We start from the raw sequence: 18,275 nt of genomic DNA, 5'->3' as shown, positions 1-18,275 counted from the left end.
TTGGTTTACTGTTTTAATTTTTATTGTTGAAATAATTTTTCCGCAATTATTTCCATAAAGAATTTAAATTCCGCAAACTTGGTAAGTTCCGCGATTTATTCTCTTTTTTTAGTATTTAATTCTGTTTTTATTTTACTTTTCCGCAATTATTCATAAAGAATTTTAATTCCGCAAACTTGCTAAATTCCGTGATTTGTTTTTTCTATTATATTCTATTTTATTCTTTCTGAGATTTTTCTAAAGTAAGAGCTTTGAAAATTTAACTCTAAATACTCCAACTTTTTACAGAACAATTCTCAACTGGAATTTTTCTGTTTTTGAAAAATATTATTAGAAAACAAAAATTTTCAAATTATATTTTTACGGTTTTCTGAGAAAATTCCAATATAGTTTTTCCACAAGTTTTTCTAATATTTTAAACTCAATTAAAAATCTAAAAGTTTGAATTTTTACGATTTTTTGTTAATGAAACCCAACGTGTTTGTGTATGATTTCGTTGCGTGTTTAAGCACTAAAGTTAGCAAATAAATCACAGATAGAAAGTCCGCGAGGACTTTCGTAAGTAGGCGAGTACTAGCAATGAATTATACACGGTGTTGTAAGCCGTATTTATTCCACTATTTCGGCTTCATCTATGTCTTTCGAATACCAATGCTCAAATTGTCTTAAAATATTTATATCTGTTTGGTTGTTATCGAAATCAAAGAATTGTACTTTTTCTTTTTTAATTTCTTTTGAATAATTGTCAATGATATTTTTATGTAAATACTCTTTGTCCAATATATTTATCAAATATTCATAATGTTCCTTCGTAAAATTTGATTTGTAAGGTTCAGGATGATTTGTACTTGTTGCAGTTGGTGTCATTGCAACGAGTAATTTTTTTAATTGCTCAGGTTCTTTATCTATAAAACTCTTTAAATATTTTTCTAACCCTTTAGAATCTTCATCAAACCAAGTTGAAAAAAGATATGATAAGTTATCGGGAAATTTTTCAAATATTGGTTTTTCTCCGCTTTCTTTAAGTGCTCTATCTTTCAATATTTTGGCAAGTTCTGAATACTGTTCTGAACTAAACATCTTTTCTTCCGGTGTTTTTCCAGAACGCATCGAATTATTTAGTTTGTATGAAAAATCAAATGGAATATGCTCTCCCATTAACATTTTTGAGAGTTCGAAAACTTCTTCTAAATTGTCGTGGTTCTTTAATAAATTATAAATGAAAATTGAAGCTTGGTATTTTGCACCATCCATACCAAATGCAAAAAAAGATTCACTTTTTGGAAAAGAATCTGCCATAATAGCCAAGGAAAGTGAAAGGTTTTGTGTGGCTTTCCAACTAAGGTCTTCTTCAAAAGTCCGAGCTTTATATAAGAAAGTGTCAGGTGAGCTTTTTTCAATTATATCATTAATTGCTTTTGCAATATCTTTTAATTCCAAAGTTTCAAGTGAATTCATAAAATCATCAAAAGCGACATCAGATAGTTCTCCATCAATGACAGCATATGAAAAATATCTTTTAAAATAACTTGTTGAAACAATTCTTTTGTCTTTTGTCCATTTCTTTTCTCCTTCGTGTTGAAAAGTATTATGAAATGCTTCATCTAATCTCGGAAATAATGATTTTAATAAATTAAGAATAGCTTCTTTTTCTTTTTTAGTTAAATCAGATGATAATTCCTCTAGATGTTCCGTTAATTCGTCTTTTTTAGTTTTTACACCTTGATTATTATAATTTGAATGGGTTGAATAAGAAGAAGTAAAATAATGAGGATTAGTTTTTATAAAATCATAATGTCTAGGATAAAATATTTTAATTGCTTCGATAAGCATTAAATCTGCGTGATTCACTTCTCCTTTTAAAAGAGGAATAGCAAAAGAGAGCGAATTTCCATATCTAATAGCTAACCTAGGATTTTTTAATCTTAAAAGGATATTATATGAAAATGCATTTACAAACCTTTGAATTTCTTCTTTTGAAATGTCTAGACTATTTTCATTAATTGCTTTGTCTACTAATTCGAAGCAATATTTTTTTAAAGCATCTATTTGAGCTTGAGGTATTTGTAATGGTACTTGTATTATTTTTTCTAAAAAATTCTGACCTGACTGTTTATTTCCAGCTCCAAATCTGTCTCCAATAGCAGAAGCTACCATTTTCTCATCAAATGACAGAATATAAGTAGTATTGGTGAAATCAGCTGTTAATTTTACAAGTCTAAAAAGTGAATAGATTTCATTTTTATCTAATCTATCTATATCATCTACAAATATTACAAGTTTACATTTACTTTCTTTTAAAAATTCATCAAGCCGATTTTTAAGTTCTTCTAAATCGGCTTCACTTAATATTTTTCCAATTTGAGAAATGTCCTTTCCAATTAAAGAGCCTAAGATTCCATATTTTGAAACAAAATCGCCTATTTTTTCTTTTTTACTATTCAATTCTTGACCTAAAACTTCGGCAATCTTTTTTAGGAAATTTTTGATAAGAGTTTCTTCATCATTGTATCTCCAAGGATTTAATGTTACAGTTAGGACAGTATCTTCCTTATCTAGTTCTTTTTGTATGAAATTTAAAACAGAAGTTTTTCCTTCTCCCCAAGCACCATAAATTCCAATTACTATTCCTTCTTCATTTTCTCTTTGAATGATTGTGTCCGCAATTCTCTTCGAAAAATTATAACGTTGAAATCTGTCTTGTTCTTGATTTTCTACAGGTTTATCTGATGAGAAATTTTGTTTCATTCAATGCGGTTTTTATATGGCTTACAACGGTTTTGTGTTATGAAAAGTTGCGAGTTTTGTGAGCGGCAAATTTTCCGCAGGAAAAATTGACAACCGCAAAAGAGCAACAACTTTTGATTAAGCTAAAAATAAGCAATTTTTTATACACGTTGTTAGCAAATGCGTGTTTTTTATGCTTTCCTATTTTTCTTTTGAAATATATTCCGCAAAGATTTTAATTCCGCCGTTTTTGATTTTCACGTTCTGATATTAAATTCCACTTTTTCAATATTTCTAAGATTTTTTCACAAATAGAATCATAGATTTCAGCAAGAGTTTTTAGCTACGTTTTGCTCCGTAATTATGTTTTTAAGTTTTATAGAATAAAATTTTCCTGCTTAAAATTTTTACAACTAATTTAATTGACACTTTCTATTCCGAAATTCAATTTTCCGGTTTTTGAATAAGTTTTCACGTTTTGTTATTCAATTCAATTTTTCCAACTTTATATAAAATTCTCAGATTTAATGATTTTGCAAAGAATTTAATTCCACGTTTTGCTCAATTTTTAAAAGTGATGAAAATTCTAAATTAGCGAGTTTTTATTTTTTAAATTTTTAAGCAGAAAACATAATTAAAAACAGGAACATTTCAGGCTGCGGCTCCAAAGTTTTTGCTAACGTGTTTGTGCATGATTTCGTTAAGGAAAAGAGCGCAGCACTTTTCCGAATTTGAACGAAAGATAGTAAAAGTTCGAGGAATTTCCGCAAGGAAATTCTACCTTAATGAATTATGCGCATTGTTGGGTTTTCGTTTTATATGTTTTTAGTTTTTTTCCTCCGTTTTTGTTTTAATTCTGTTTCAATTGATATTTTAGAAAACTTTTCACGCAAAGAGTTTAATTCAGCAATTTTGATTCTCACGCTCTGATATTAAATTCCATTTTTAAATATCTCTGAGGTTTTTCCACAAATAGAAAGCATAGATTTAAACTTTAAAACTCACATTTTCCGTTGTTAATTTTTCCGCAATAATTCTCAACTGGAATTTTTCTGATTTTGAAAAATATTATTATAAAACTAAAATTATAAAATTATATTTTTTACGGTTTTCTGAGAAAAATTCCAATATAGTTTTTCTACAAGTTTTTCTAATATTTTAAACTTAATTAAAAATCTAAAAGTTTGAATTTTTACGATTTTTTGTTAATGAAACCCAACGTTGTTGTATAAGCTTTGTTGCGTTGTTTAAGCAGTGAATTTAGTAAATAAAACACGAACAGCGAAATTCCGGAGGAATTTCCCAAGTGAGCCAAAACTAGCAATAAAGTTTATACGGTGTTAGGTGCAGGCTTTTATTTTCAGGTTAAACATAGACAAATTAATAAATTTTTCAAAACTATTAACAGCTACCTTAAATTCTTTGTCACTTCTATAAATTTTTATCATTGCAAGTATATTTCCGGGATGATAATAAAGAGAATGAAAATAATTTATACTTTTGGTTTTGTTTATTAAAGAGTTATATAATATTTCTTGAAAATTTTCAGTAATCTCTTTTGATTCATATATTTTGAAAATATCAATTTCTGGTAAAGAGGTATAATTCCCATCAGAAAATTTTGCTATTTCATAAGGTTTCAATTGCTTCTTTTTGATAAAGTTCAAGTCTTTGATAGTAAGGATACCACTATCAAATCTTTGTTGACTATTTTGTTTGTATTTGTCATAATCGTTCTGTTCAATTTGTTCTTCAAACCTTAATTTTGATTGATTAAACTTGAGAACGGTTTTTTGTTGATTTTTTTTGAACCTAATTTTAAACTTGAATAAACTTAGTGTAAACTCAAGGTTGTTAAAATAATTAGAATGAATTACGTTTTCTACATCTTCAAAATTAATGGAAAGGCTTCGATTGTATTCCATTAATCTATTTTCTGCAATATTATATGTTCGTTTTCCTAGTTTGTTTATGTATTTTGGAGGAAGCTTAAACCATTCAATATTTAGCTCTTTTATATCAAAATTATTTTCTAAATATGGAATTATTTCTGCGGGTTTATATAATATTATAAATTCTGCTAATAAATGTCTATATCCTTTTTCTGAAACTTCTTGTATTTCGTGAATTAACTTCACACATTCTTTGAGACAAATTAAATCTTCGTTTTGTAATGTTTCTAATGCAATAGGTAAACTATATAAAGTGTAATCCTTTCTTTGATAATATTTAATCCAAAAGGGATATATATTTTGAATATCGATTTCTCTATTTTCTAATAATGCTAATCGAATATAATTATGAATTTTGTCTCTTAGATTGAAACTTCCCAAATGACTGTACTTATGAACAAGTTCTTTTAACGTTAAATCGTGATATTCATTTTTCTCTGCATTAATTTTGAAACCATATGATAGAAGATTGTTGTAAGCATCTTTCAAAATCCAATTTAAATAGAAATCTCGAATATTTTGATTTCGTAATAACTCTTGAAGTTTGAAAGTAGCTTTAGATGATTTTCCAATTAAGTATTCATCAAAACTAGTTTTAAGGTATTCATAATCTTTGATTTTGGAGTTGTGAATTACTATGTTTTCTATAATAGATGTTAGATGTTCTCTAAAATTTATTTTGTCTTTTAGAGCTTTGTCAATCGACTTTTTGTTAAATGGTTTTGAATGTTTTTTTATATAGTTGACTTCTTCGTAAACGTCATTTTCTAGTGAATTATGAAAGTGATCTGTGCTGTAATTATCGTTGGCTGTTCTATTATAAAGTAGTACTGCATTTTTTGTCTTTATGTAATAATACATTCCAAACAGATATTCTGAACTTGTAATTTCTTCATCTGTTATTCCATTATTTATTAAAGACTCTACATAAGTGTAATAAAATGTGTTGAGAGTCGAAATGTGTTCTCGTAAAACTAAGTTTAAAATTAACGACAAATCGTAGTAGTTAATTATACTTAATTCGTTTGGAGAAATAATATTTAATGTTTCTCGAAGTTGAGTGTAAAATGTTATTATTGATTCATAATCAACTGTATTTTCTATTATTTTCTCAAATGTTTCTATTGAGGAATATTTAATAATAATTTCTTTTTTTTGTTCTTTTGAGAGTTGAAATAAGCTAAATCGAGATAAAAATCTCTTTTCAAGATTTAAAATAGATTTGCTAACAATACTATTGACTTTATTAGTTTTATACGAATAATCAACTTGCTTTCTTAAAAATGTGTTGAAACTATCGTGAAAAAGTGATATTCTATTTAGTTTAATGTCAAATAAATAAGGATGTTCCTTAATAAATTCGGCTACATAATATTTTTCATCTCCTATAAATAAATCTATTTCAGTTTCCATTATATAAGATTTAGAACATAGAAAAAGTGATAAACTTTGTTTTCCTTTTTCATTTGAAATAATTTCTTGATAATATGAATCTATATTATAAATCTGCTCAATTGGAGGTGTTTTTTTGTGTAATTTATAGTGTTCCGTTATGTATTTAACTATGATTGGGTAACCTTGTGAAATTTTATAAATCTCATTAATGATTGAATATTCAGATAGATGAAAGAGTTCTTTTAAAACTTTTTCAGTTTGTTTTAAATTCCAATTTTCAAGCGTGTGTTTTTTCCAGTCTAATTTGCTAATAAGCGGTCTTGATAAAACAATTATTTCACAATAATCCTTTGCTCTATTTATGAAATTTATAAAACTGTCAAACTCAGAATTATTGTAGTTCTCTACGTGGTCAAGACCATCAATTATAAACGTTTTCTTTTCTTCTTTTAATTCGTCTAAGAGTTCTTCAATTGTTCTTGTTTTTTGGTCATAAAAAAGCTTAGTATTTAAATCTCGAATAAAATTTTCAAATTTTAATCTCTCTTGATAGTCTCTGTCTTGATTTCCAACCCAAAAACGATATAAAATATTGTTTTCATATTCTTTTGTAAGTGTATTTACAAAATGACTTTTTCCAATTCCAGGTTTACCTTCAATCAATAGTAGCTTATCAAATTTTAGAAGTTTATGACTAATTGTAACAGATTCTTCCTGTAATTCTGTTATAAAGACTTTAAGTTGAGGAAGAGACTCTCTTGAAATTTCCCATATTCTTTTATCTAAAGTTGTATTGAAAAAAGAATCTATTTCGTTTCTTCTTCGAGGATTATTTATATATAAATCATCTATTTTTTCATCAATTTGAGTTCTTGATAATGAAATTATTGAAATATTATTTGCTAATTTATAACTTGGGAAGTTCAGTATTTCCTCATTTGATTTGAAGGAAATATTTCTAAAGAATATTATATTTTGTTTTGAAGATAATTCAATAGGTTTGTGCCCTTTCATTATGACTTTATTGTCCTGAACTTTTAGGTCATTAAACTTTATATTCTCAAAATCTTTTATTTGAAATTGAATTACTTCTGAATTAGTCGTGATTACTAAATCGTCAAAATTATCTGTAGTTTTAGCTTCTATTTCAATTTTAGAAATATTGCGTTCCACATCCATTAATGAAAGTAGGAGAAAGGTTACTTGTTTTTGATAAGTGTAGCCACTAAATGCGTTTTTCATCTATTTTACTAAATTATTTTTACTTATCAAATTTTCAATTCGGAGGACGGTTTTCAGCTTGCACCTAACGTGTTTGTATATGGTTTGTTGCGTGGTTTAAGTACCGAATTTAGCAAATAAAAACCGAATAGAAAATCCGCGAGGATTTTCGTAAGTAGGCTAGAACTAGCAATAAATTATATGCGGTGTTAGCCACTGGTATTTAAAATGGTAAATCTTCAAGTTCTGGTTTTTGTTCAGGGTAAGTATCATAATTATCTACTTCTGCTCCAAGAACATATTCTTTCCAATAGTATTTTCCTTTTTCTGTAAAATAATATTCATTATTCTCTTCTGATTCTCTTTTTTGAATAATTTCATTATGAATATATTTTTCTTTAATTATTTCGTTAAGTGATTGAGGAAAACTACTGTAGTTATTAATGCTTATTCCAATGTCTTTAAAATAGGGAAATAGTTTTGATTTCCGGAATTCGACAAATTCTTTAGTTAATTTTTCTTCTGCTTCTTTACTCAATCCATTGTTTAAGAAACCTTTCAAATTAAAGTTTTCCTCTTTGATTTTCGTTAATTCAATTTTCTGGGTTTTAATTATTTCTTGATATTCCAAATTAATTTCTTTGAACTTTTCAATTTTAGAATTCAAATCTGCTTTTTCTCGATAATTTGCTTTAATGTCTTCTAATTTACTCTCTTCAATAGCAAGATTTTGTTTGTTTTTGATGTCAACAAATAATTGTTCCGTTTGATTGTTTTTTCGCCCATTAACCGATTTCTTATTTAGTTCTTCAATTAGCCACATAAAATATGGTAAAACGATTGTGTAAATCAAAGCGATTGCAAGGGGTAATAATAAATTATAAGAAAGTGAAGTATATTTATTTTCAATTACTTGAAATTTCTCTTCTATTTTCAAATCGGAAAACAATAGAAATAAGATTGGTTTCCAATTAATAATTAAAAACGAAAGAAAATAAGTTCCAATAAAAGGATTCCTAACTCTTTCTTTTGACGTTTCCATAATTGTTTTTAGAAGTTCTTTCAATTTTTCATGAGTTTAGGTTACTTGTGGCTAACGTGTTTGTATATGTTTTGTTGCGTGTTTTAAGCACCTAATTTAGTAAATAAAAACCGAATAGAAAATCCGGGAGGGTTTTCGTAAGTAGGTTAGAACTAGCAATAAATTATATACGGTGTTGTGTAGCGTTATTTATATCCATATAATCTCAAAACTCCATTATTCATTTCCAAATCAAAAATTCCAATTTTATTAATCAAATTTTCAATTTTTGATGTGTCTTGATTGTATTCAGAAACTGTCTGTCGTGAAATTCGTTTATTTTTTATTATCAACATTTTTTGAGGAAATTCAATCCATTCAATTTCCTTATATAAAGCGGGTTCTATAAAATAAGGATTGAAATCAACCATATCAAATTCAGTTTCCTCAATTTTTTCACGTCCAATAAGTTTAAATCGGATAAAGACAGAGTCAAATTCCTCAATTAGATTCTCGAATAATTTCCCCCATTTTGTATTATTCATAAAAGACGAAAAATTACTTTCACGAATTATATTTTCAATATTTTTTTCAGTTAAAGTCATTTCCTCCGTTCAGTTTTTCTAATGCTACACAACCGGTCTTGTGTATGAATAGTTGCGGTTTTGTGTGCGAGGAATTTCCGAAGGAAATTCAGACGTAACAAAAATGCAACGACCTTTGATTAAGCACTAATTTAGCAATTTTTTATACACGTTGTTGTAACACGTTATTTTTTAAATTCAGTTTTGTTCTTAATCACAAAAGCGATTAATAATTCGGTCAAGTCATCTTTATATTCATAAAATTCCGAATCGCATTTATTCCAGTTTTCTTCCGCATTTTTTTCAATCAGTTCCAATTCGGTTTGTCTTTCAGTTCTGTCTTTTGGAACAATTCCGCTTTTAAATTCAGAGTTTGCTTTTTTTATAATTTCCGCCGTTTTTTTTGCTCCAATTTCTAAAAGAGCATTTACAGTCTCCTGACTAAAATCTCCACTCGAATTAAAATAGAATTGATTAAATCCGCCATTATTTATTTCACGTTCTAAATTTTCCACGAAAAGAAAAGTCTGTTGAGAAGAATTCAGTTTCTCAATATTTTCTCCGTAGTTTGATTTTTCATTCAGATAAGTGTCAATTTCCATAACAATCATATCTCGTCTTTCAATTTTCAATGTCTTTTCCAAATCAAATTCCGATTGTGCATTTGCGTTGGCAAAAAATAATGACGATATGAATAATAGCAGTTTTTTCAAAGTATGGATTAATGTGTTACAACGTATTTGTGTATGGTTTCGTTACGGAAAATAGCGCAGCAATTTTCCGAACTTAAACCAAAGATAGTAAAAGTGCGAGGATTTTCTGCAAGAAAATCCCCCGTAATGAACTATACACGTTGTTGGGTTTTCGTTATATTGGTTTACTGTTTTAATTTTTATTGTTGAAATAATTTTTCCGCAATTATTTTCATAAAGAATTTTAATTCCGCAAAATTGTTCAATTCCGCGATTTATTCTCTTTTTTAGTGTTCAATTCTGTTTTAATTCTACTTTTCCGCAATTATTCATAAAGAATTTAAATTCCGCAAACTTGCTAAATTCCGTGATTTATTTTTTCTATATATATTCAATTCTATTTTATTCTTTCTGAGATTTTTCTAAAGTAAGAGCTTTGAAAATTTAACTCTAAATACTCCAACTTTTTACAGAACAATTCTCAACAGGAATTTTTCTGTTTTTGAAAAATATTATTAGAAAACAAAAATTTTCAAATTATATTTTAACGGTTTTCTGAGAAAATTCCAATATAGTTTTTCCACAAGTTTTTCTAATATTTTAAACTCAATTAAAAATCTAAAAGTTTGAATTTTTACGATTTTTTGTTAATGAAACCCAACGTGTTTTTGCATGATAAGTTGCGGTTAAAACGGGCGGCAAATTTTCCGCAGGAAAAATTGCAGTTCGTAAAAGCGCAACAGCCTTTGTTAAAACCAAAAATAAGCAATTGATTATGCAAGTTGTTGGTAAATGCGTATTATTTTTATGTATTTTCTATTTTTCTTTTTAAAGATATTCCGCAAAGATTTTAATTCCGTCGTTTTTGATTTTCACGTTGTGATATTAAATTCCATTTTTCAATATTTCTGAGATTTTTCCACAAATAAAAATCATAAATTTTTGCAAGAGTTTTTAGTTACGTTTTGCTCCGTAAATATGTTTTTAAGTTTTGTAAAATAAAATTTTCCAGCTTAAAATTTTTTGAAAATACTTTAATAGGCGCTTTCTATTCCACAATTCAATTTTTCCGATTTTAAATAAGTTTTCACGTTTAATATTTTTATAAAGATCTTATTTTACGTTTTGTTATTCAATTCAGTTTTTCCAGCTTTATATAAAATCCTCAAATTTAATAATTTTGCAAAGAATTTAATTCTACGTTTTACTAAATTCTGTAAAGCAAATTGTTTTTAAAGACACCTTAGCGAAAACAATAATTAAAAAACAGGAACATTTCAGGCTGCGGCTCCAAAGTTTTTACCAACGTTTTTGTATAAGGTTAGTGTGGGAGTTGATAATCGAAGGATTATCAGCCTAGCACTAAGCTTATACTTATTTTGTGTTTTTATCTTGTCGACCTAAAAATACTTAAATAAGTAGAAGTGACATAGTAAAAAAGCACAAACCTTTGGAGTAAGCCATAAAAACCCACATTAACTTTATACGATGTTAGCTACAGTTTTTATAATACTATGTTCAGTTTTTCCGAAAAGTCACTTAAAAACTTGTAATTTACTTTTTGTAAAATATTAATTTTATCGAGTATATCATTCACATATTCAATGTCTATTGTTATTCCTCCGTGAGCAATTTGATTTCTTATTGCATTATGTTCATTTACCCAATTTTCATTTCCTAAAATGTGAGGCCATTCAGGACATTCTCCCCAAACCTGAATGAAACAGTTCCAAATTCTATTTATAGTCCCACTTCGAGTTCTTTCATTGTTTTCACAAAAAGCATCTGAAACTACAGAGATTGAATTCCAAAACGCTAAAAATTTATCTAATGTGTTTTCTGTGTTCAAACCTTTTCTATACCAACTAAAAGCTCGTAACATTTTACTATTATCAGTATGTAAATTCAATTCTCTTGCTAATTCAAACGCTCTTTGAATTTCGCTAAATTCAACGACTGTTTTAAATTATAACTGACGTTCCTGTTTTCATAAGTATTAATGTCAAGTTTGCAATTCGTTATAACACAAAGCACATCTAACATTTTTCCGATAAATAATCCAGCAACTTTTTCAGCCCTTTCTGAATCTATTGTTCGGACTGTAGAATTTATTACGTTATTTCTATGAATAGTTTTTATGTTTATGTCGCTGTCAAAAACTCTTCCTAAATCCAATTCTTTTGTTGTTTGAAAATAGATATTGTTTTCAAACTTAATTGGTCCGTCTATATAGAATTGAACTTGGTATATTCTCATTTTTTGCCAAATTGTAGCTAACGTGTTTGTATATGGTTTGTTGCGTGTTTCAAGCAACTAATTTAGTAAATAATTACCAACCAAGAAAGTCCGCGAGGACTTTCGAAAGTAGGCAAGAAGCCAGCAATAAATTATATACGGTGTTGTGCCCAGTTATTTTAAGCGATAGATTGTCTTATTTTTTTCTCCTATTTTTTCAAATAAATCCAATTCTGCTCCTTTCTTTAGATCTCTACTTGCAGTCGCTGAAGAAATATCTTTAAAAATATCCATATAATCTTTTCTTGTAAATTCAGTTTTATTTAATGAAACATAATATTCTAATCTATCTTTTTCATTTAATGTTCGATTATTAAAATCTAATAGTTCACTAATTGAAATATCAATAACGTTTAGCATATATTCAATAAAATTAGTTGACTTTCCGGATTTATCACTTTCAGCCAAGGCTTTATAATATTTTTCTTGGTCGTTGCTAATTAACGTTTCAAAGGGTAGAAACTCAAAGATTGGATATTTTTCCATCAAAATTAAAGTTTGCCATAATCTTCCCATTCTGCCATTTCCATCTAAAAATGGATGTATAAATTCCATTTCGTAATGGAAAACACAACTTTTAATTAATTCAATTTCATCAGACTTTTTCAAATATTCAAAAAGGTCTTTCATTAAGTACGGAACATTTCCAAAAGGTGGTGCCAAATGCTCAACTTTTGAGCCTTTTACAATTCCGACACTTTGATTTCTATATTTTCCAGAATTTTCAATTAAACCTTCCATTAAGTTTTGATGTGCTTTTAAAAAGGATTTTTCATTTGAAGGATTGTAATCTTTTAAATTTTCATATATTTTAATTGCATTTAAAACTTCAAGAACATCTTTTTTAGGACCGATAACTCTTTTGTTTTCAAGAAGTGCTGTTATTTGTTCTTCTGTAAGTGTGTTTCCTTCTATTTTTAACGAAGAATGAATAGTTTTAATTCTATTCTGTTTTCTTAATTTCGGTGAAGGTTTGTTTAATAAATTAGCATTTACTTCTCCTATTTTCTCTGAAATAGAAGTTATTAATTTTAAAATAGAAGATGTTATTTCGTAAGGTGGTTTCATTTGTGATACTATCATTTGATACTATCAAAGATACAATCATTTAATCTGAATTACCTTATGAAACGGAATTTTTTAATTGGGCACAACGTGTTTGTGCATGATTTCGTTAAGGAAAAGAGCGCAGCACTTTTCCGAATTTGAACGAAAGATAGTAAAAAAGCGAGGAATTTCCGCAAGGAAATTCTACCTTAATGAATTATGCGCGTTGTTGGGTTTTCGTTTTATATGTTTTTAGTTTTTTTCCGCTGTTTTTGTTTTAATTCCGTTTCAATTAATATTTTAGAAAACTTTTCACGCAAAGAGTTTAATTCCGCGGTTTTGATTCTCACGCTCTGATATTAAATTCTATTTTTCAATATTTCTGAGGTTTTTCCAAAAATAGAAATCATAGAATTAAGCTTTAAAAACTCTTATTTTTCCGTTGTTAATTTTTCCGCAATAATTCTCAACTGGAATTTTTCCGTTTGTAAAAATGATTCTTAAAAACCGAGAATTTTCAAAATATTTTTTTTGACGTTTTTCTGAGATTAATATAATTAAAAGCTGAAATTTTTCAAGCTGATTTTTATGTAACGAACAATATTTCAATAGAACTTTTTCGAAAATTTTTCCACCATTTAAAAATTTACTTTAAATACTAAAAACATTGATTTATAAAATTTTTTCGTTAATGAAACCCAACGTGTTTTTGCATGATAAGTTGCGGTTAAAACGGGCGGCAAATTTTCCGCAGGAAAAATTGCAGTTCGTAAAAGCGCAACAGCCTTTGTTAAAACCAAAAATAAGCAATTGATTATGCAAGTTGTTGGTAAATGCGTATTATTTTTATGTATTTTCTATTTTTCTTTTTAAAGATATTCCGCAAAGATTTTAATTCCGTCGTTTTTGATTTTCACGTTGTGATATTAAATTCCATTTTTCAATATTTCTGAGATTTTTCCACAAATAAAAATCATAAATTTTTGCAAGAGTTTTTAGTTACGTTTTGCTCCGTAAATATGTTTTTAAGTTTTGTAAAATAAAATTTTCCAGCTTAAAATTTTTTGAAAATACTTTAATAGGCGCTTTCTATTCCACAATTCAATTTTTCCGATTTTAAATAAGTTTTCACGTTTAATATTTTTATAAAGATCTTATTTTACGTTTTGTTATTCAATTCAGTTTTTCCAGCTTTATATAAAATCCTCAAATTTAATAATTTTGCAAAGAATTTAATTCTACGTTTTACTAAATTCTGTAAAGCAAATTGTTTTTAAAGACACCTTAGCGAAAACAATAATTAAAAAACAGGAACATTTCAGGCTGCGGCTCCAAAGTTTTTACCAACGTGTTCGTGTTATGGCTAGTTGCGTTGGCGAGAACTAAGTTAGCAAAAAAGAAACGAACCATTAGGAAAATCCGTAGGATTTTCCGAGTACACACAACACCAGCAATTAGTTATACACGTTGTTATGTAGATGGTACACTAATTTACTCTAAAATTCATTAAAAGCCTTTATTTATAAGGGTTTGTAGTTTTAGTTTAAAGTAAAATAATGCAACAAAATGTGCTAAAATGCTTGTTTTGTTGTACCTTTTGTTGTACCTTGGTATTCGATTGCACCGCTTTGCACACCTTTAAAACCAGTACTTTATGTCTTCTATAAAACTAATTTTAAGAAATAATAAGATAGATAAAGCAGGGGAATCACCTCTTTATTTAAGAGTTATCAAAGACCGTAAAAGTAAATTCATTTCGTTAAGCTTAAAACTAAAGCCAAATGAATGGGATGAAGATAAGCAAAAAGTAAGGAAGAATCACAGTAATTCTACAAGGCTAAATGCTTATATATCTCAAAAGGTAGCAGATGCAAAGGGAGAAATTGCAGACCTTGAAAGAAGAAATCAATCCACAACTGCAAGAAAACTAAAAGAGGCCATTAAGGGCAAACCCTTAACGAACTTCTTTGACTATTCAGATAATCGTTGTGAGAAGCTAAAAGACACTTTAGCGTATTCAACTTACAAGACTTACAGAACATATTTAAATAAGTTTGAAAAATTTGTAGGTCATCGTGAATTAATGTTTGAAGATATTACAGTAACCACCTTAAAAGATTATGCATCCTATTGCAGTTCAACATTAGGCAATAATAATACAACCATAAATTTCTCTTTAAAGATTATGAAGATAATGTTCAAAGAAGCACAAAGAGAAGATTTAATACCTTTAGATTTATTTCCCTTCAACAAGTTCACAGTGAAAAAGGAAAAGAGTACAAAACGCTATTTAACTAACGTACAATTTGAGGCTTTTATGAATTTAGAAGTCTCAAATAAAGACAAAGCGCAGATTATAAAAGATATGTTTATTTTTTCAGTCTTTGCAGGTGGTTTAAGATTTGGGGACATGCTAGAGCTAAAGTGGAAGAATTACGATAAGAAAAACGGAAGAGTAACAAAGATAATAAGAAAAACAAACAGACAGCACAGCGTAAGAATAGGTAAAAAAGCAATTGAGATATTAGAAAGGTATCAACAAAATGACCAGAAGCAAGAAGATATAATTTTCCCATTTGCTAAAATTGATAAACCTTATTTTACAGATAAAGAACATAGAAGTTTATTAACAGGCAGAGCTATAGCATTAAGCAATATGTATTTAAGAAAAATGGGCAAACGTTTAGAACTACCTTTTAATTTAAGTTTTCACATTAGCAGACATACATTTGCTACCAGGGCATTAAACAATGGTATGCGTATAGAACACGTTTCTAAACTTATGGACCATTCAGATATTGGTATAACACAAGTTTATGCAAAAATTATTAGTAGTGAGTTAGATAATGCAGTAGATAAATATATCAATTAATTTATGAAAGAAATTGTTTTTGATAGTTTTAAAAGTACACTTCAAGAAGTGAAGATTTTAAATAATGTCGTTGTAAAAGAAAAAAATAGTAAATCTGAATTAGAAAGGAGCTTAAAACAAGCTCAAGACATTTTATTTTCAAGCTACAGTAACTTAAGTATTTTTGCTGAATCAGTTAAAAGTTATATATCTGTTGGGTATAAGATTACACCTTTTGATAAAAAAGAGAAGAAACAAATATCAAAAATTGAAGCTAAAATAATTTATAACAAATTATTAAGTATTATAAATTCGGTATTAGATAAAAATATTATTGTACCAACAGAATCATTAATTCTTCAAAGTCAAGTTTCTTTATTAGGTTTAGCTTTTATTTCGGCTTCAATAGATGAAAGTCTACAAAAAAATAATGACGACTTAAATATTTCTAAATTAAAATCACAAGAATTATCAATAACATTAAATAAATATTTTACAGCGATAATAAGTTATATCCAAGATATTTTATTGTACGACGTTTTTTTAATATTTGAAAAGCCAGAAATCACTTACTTACAAGAAATTGTTTTTACAACAGATTACAAGAAAGAATATATTGATAAATGGCTAGATTGTACTGTAACTTTTAATGAATTAAGAAGAAATAAAAGAACAGATCATTGGGATGAAATTTATAAGTTAGATTTAGAGCTTGAAGAAATAGAGAAAATAGAAAATCATCAAAAAAAGCTTTTTAATGAACGTATTGAATTTGAGATAAGGAGTGTTTTTAGTGATTTTGATGAATTAGAAGAAGACGTAAAAAAGGAAGCATTAAATAAAGAGATTAAATTAATACAGGACTTTTTTAATAGTGATACGTCAAAGACCGTTGTAAAAAGACTTAAAAATATTATAAGTTTTTCAAAGCCAAAAGAGGTGGTTATTGAATATGACAATATTTTAAGAGATAGATTATTGTTAAGTGATTTTAATGTTTATGAAGTTGGGAAATCAAATTACTCTTCCGTTTTTATAGCATCTTTCTTTATGCGGTATTTAGATAAGTTAAAAGAATATTTAGATACACTAGATGATGAAGTAAATACAACTACAATGACAAACAACCAATTTCAATACGACAACTTCAAAGATTTATTATTAGTAGAAGAATTAGAAAAGCGTGTAGCAATTGAAGCAGTAGAGTATAAAAAGAATTGCGATGACTATTGGGAAACTTATACTTTCGACCCAACCTATTTTGATACATTTATCTCTGGTGAATTATATAATGTATTTTTAAACGCCATATATGAAAGAATAAATCCTTTAAATGACTTTGAAATTAATAAATACCTAACACTATCGGTAAATCAATTTAAGACGCACACGCCAACAAAAAGAGCTGAAGAATTTAAAAGAATATATCACGATACGTATTGGTATCCAAACTATATGGAGTACAATCCAAATCAGTACGAGAATAAATATCCTGTTCACGTTTGGAAGCATTATACAAATCATTTTCATTTATTTAAAGAGGCATCAGAAAATGCATTACAAGATTTTAAAAATGGCTTAATTGGTAGTAATAGAAAACAAGAAGTAATTGGGAGACCAAAAGTTAAAACAAAACTAAAACATCAATCATTTACCTATATTAATAATCTTACAGGTCAATCTAACCTAACAGGGCTAAAAGACTCTTTAATTAGAAAAAAATTAATTGCATCAGATACAGACTTAAAAGATTTTAGAAAAGTATTTAGCGGAGAAGCTATTGAGAAACCTATTGTTTGGACTGGTAATATTAGTGAGCTTTCATATTTCATAAAGCAATTGCATAATGTATTAAAGTTGGTTACAAACTTAAAACAAAAGCAATGGGCTGTAACGACTATCTGTTTTATTCAAGAAAATGGTAAACCATTTGAAAGGTCAAAATTTAGAACCCAAAAAGTTCCTGCTACTTCAAAAAACATTGATTCTGCATTAAAAACATTAAAATAGCACTCTACACTTAAAGCGCAGTATTAAAATTTTTTATTCAAAAACAACAGTTAATCTCTTTTAGGTTAGCTGTTTTTTTATGGCACTCTACACTCTACACCTTACTCTAAGCTCTTATTTATAAAGTGTTTTTAGCCTTAGTTTCTATCAACCTTTGTTTTCATAATCATAAAATTTTCATCAAATGGAAGCAATTATTTTAAGCGCACAACAGTACAAAGAATTAGTAAATCGTTTAGATGTTCTAAACAAAAGACTAGAAGAAAAACAGAAGTCACCAAACGACACATTTCTCGACAATCAAGAATTTATTCAGCTAATGAATATTAGCAAACGTACTTGCCAATTCTGGAGAGACGAAGGAAAAATAGCATTTTCACAAATAGGTTCTAAAATCTATTACAGAATGAGCGATGTACAGAAGCTTTTAGACAAAAACTACAAAGCAGCATTTTCTAACAAACGTAAGTATTAATCCTA

The 18,275-nt window shown here is 27.7% G+C and carries 11 protein-coding genes; 3 read left to right on the top strand and 8 right to left on the bottom strand.

All coding sequences use genetic code 11. The features are described 5' to 3' along the window. Nucleotides 1–609: 609 nt before the first annotated feature. The 8 genes from ACN5J5_RS00875 to ACN5J5_RS00840 all read right to left on the bottom strand — a co-directional run bounded on the left by ACN5J5_RS00875 (nucleotide 610) and on the right by ACN5J5_RS00840 (nucleotide 12,955). Complete coding sequence (locus tag ACN5J5_RS00875) at nucleotides 610–2,748, bottom strand: KAP family P-loop NTPase fold protein (RefSeq protein ID WP_418645476.1); 2,139 nt, start codon at nucleotides 2,746–2,748, stop codon at nucleotides 610–612. A 1,319-nt stretch (nucleotides 2,749–4,067) separates the two neighbouring features. Further along, entirely contained in the window at nucleotides 4,068–7,316 is a 3,249-nt protein-coding gene (locus tag ACN5J5_RS00870) for a hypothetical protein (RefSeq protein ID WP_418645475.1), read from the bottom strand. A 202-nt stretch (nucleotides 7,317–7,518) separates the two neighbouring features. Then, the gene (locus ACN5J5_RS00865) at nucleotides 7,519–8,361 is read right to left on the bottom strand and encodes a hypothetical protein (RefSeq protein WP_418645413.1); all 843 of its coding nucleotides are present in this window, start codon (nucleotides 8,359–8,361) and stop codon (nucleotides 7,519–7,521) included. Between the two features lie 161 nt (nucleotides 8,362–8,522). Beyond that, nucleotides 8,523–8,921 (bottom strand): DUF6678 family protein, encoded by a 399-nt coding sequence (locus tag ACN5J5_RS00860; protein ID WP_418645474.1) that lies wholly within the window; start codon nucleotides 8,919–8,921, stop codon nucleotides 8,523–8,525. A 164-nt stretch (nucleotides 8,922–9,085) separates the two neighbouring features. After that, nucleotides 9,086–9,613 carry a DMP19 family protein gene (locus ACN5J5_RS00855; protein WP_418645473.1) on the bottom strand — a complete coding sequence of 176 codons (528 nt, stop codon included), beginning with the start codon at nucleotides 9,611–9,613 and terminating at the stop codon, nucleotides 9,086–9,088. Nucleotides 9,614–11,096: 1,483 nt separating this feature from the next. After that, on the bottom strand, nucleotides 11,097–11,501 hold the full coding sequence (locus ACN5J5_RS00850; protein WP_418645472.1) for a hypothetical protein: 405 nt from the start codon (nucleotides 11,499–11,501) through the stop codon (nucleotides 11,097–11,099). A gap of 8 nt (nucleotides 11,502–11,509) precedes the next feature. Continuing rightward, nucleotides 11,510–11,848, bottom strand: coding sequence for a hypothetical protein (locus ACN5J5_RS00845; RefSeq protein WP_418645471.1), 339 nt, complete (start codon nucleotides 11,846–11,848; stop codon nucleotides 11,510–11,512). 153 nt (nucleotides 11,849–12,001) lie between these two features. Further along, nucleotides 12,002–12,955 carry a Fic family protein gene (locus ACN5J5_RS00840; RefSeq protein WP_418645470.1) on the bottom strand — a complete coding sequence of 318 codons (954 nt, stop codon included), beginning with the start codon at nucleotides 12,953–12,955 and terminating at the stop codon, nucleotides 12,002–12,004. Between the two features lie 1,633 nt (nucleotides 12,956–14,588). On the opposite strand from ACN5J5_RS00840, the gene ACN5J5_RS00835 reads away from it, so the two are divergent. The 3 genes from ACN5J5_RS00835 to ACN5J5_RS00825 all read left to right on the top strand — a co-directional run bounded on the left by ACN5J5_RS00835 (nucleotide 14,589) and on the right by ACN5J5_RS00825 (nucleotide 18,270). Next, on the top strand, nucleotides 14,589–15,806 hold the full coding sequence (locus ACN5J5_RS00835) for a tyrosine-type recombinase/integrase (protein ID WP_418645469.1): 1,218 nt from the start codon (nucleotides 14,589–14,591) through the stop codon (nucleotides 15,804–15,806). Between the two features lie 3 nt (nucleotides 15,807–15,809). After that, nucleotides 15,810–17,795 carry a hypothetical protein gene (locus ACN5J5_RS00830; RefSeq protein ID WP_418645468.1) on the top strand — a complete coding sequence of 662 codons (1,986 nt, stop codon included), beginning with the start codon at nucleotides 15,810–15,812 and terminating at the stop codon, nucleotides 17,793–17,795. Nucleotides 17,796–17,979: 184 nt separating this feature from the next. Next, nucleotides 17,980–18,270: a helix-turn-helix domain-containing protein gene (locus ACN5J5_RS00825; RefSeq protein ID WP_418645467.1), complete on the top strand. Its 291-nt coding sequence runs from the start codon at nucleotides 17,980–17,982 to the stop codon at nucleotides 18,268–18,270. The last annotated feature ends 5 nt before the right edge of the window (nucleotides 18,271–18,275 follow it).

Source organism: Tenacibaculum insulae, from assembly GCF_964512435.1.
Lineage (GTDB): Bacteria > Bacteroidota > Bacteroidia > Flavobacteriales > Flavobacteriaceae > Polaribacter > Polaribacter insulae_A.
Note: the sequence above shows the minus strand (reverse complement) of the source record. Positions and strands in the feature narration are given on the sequence as shown.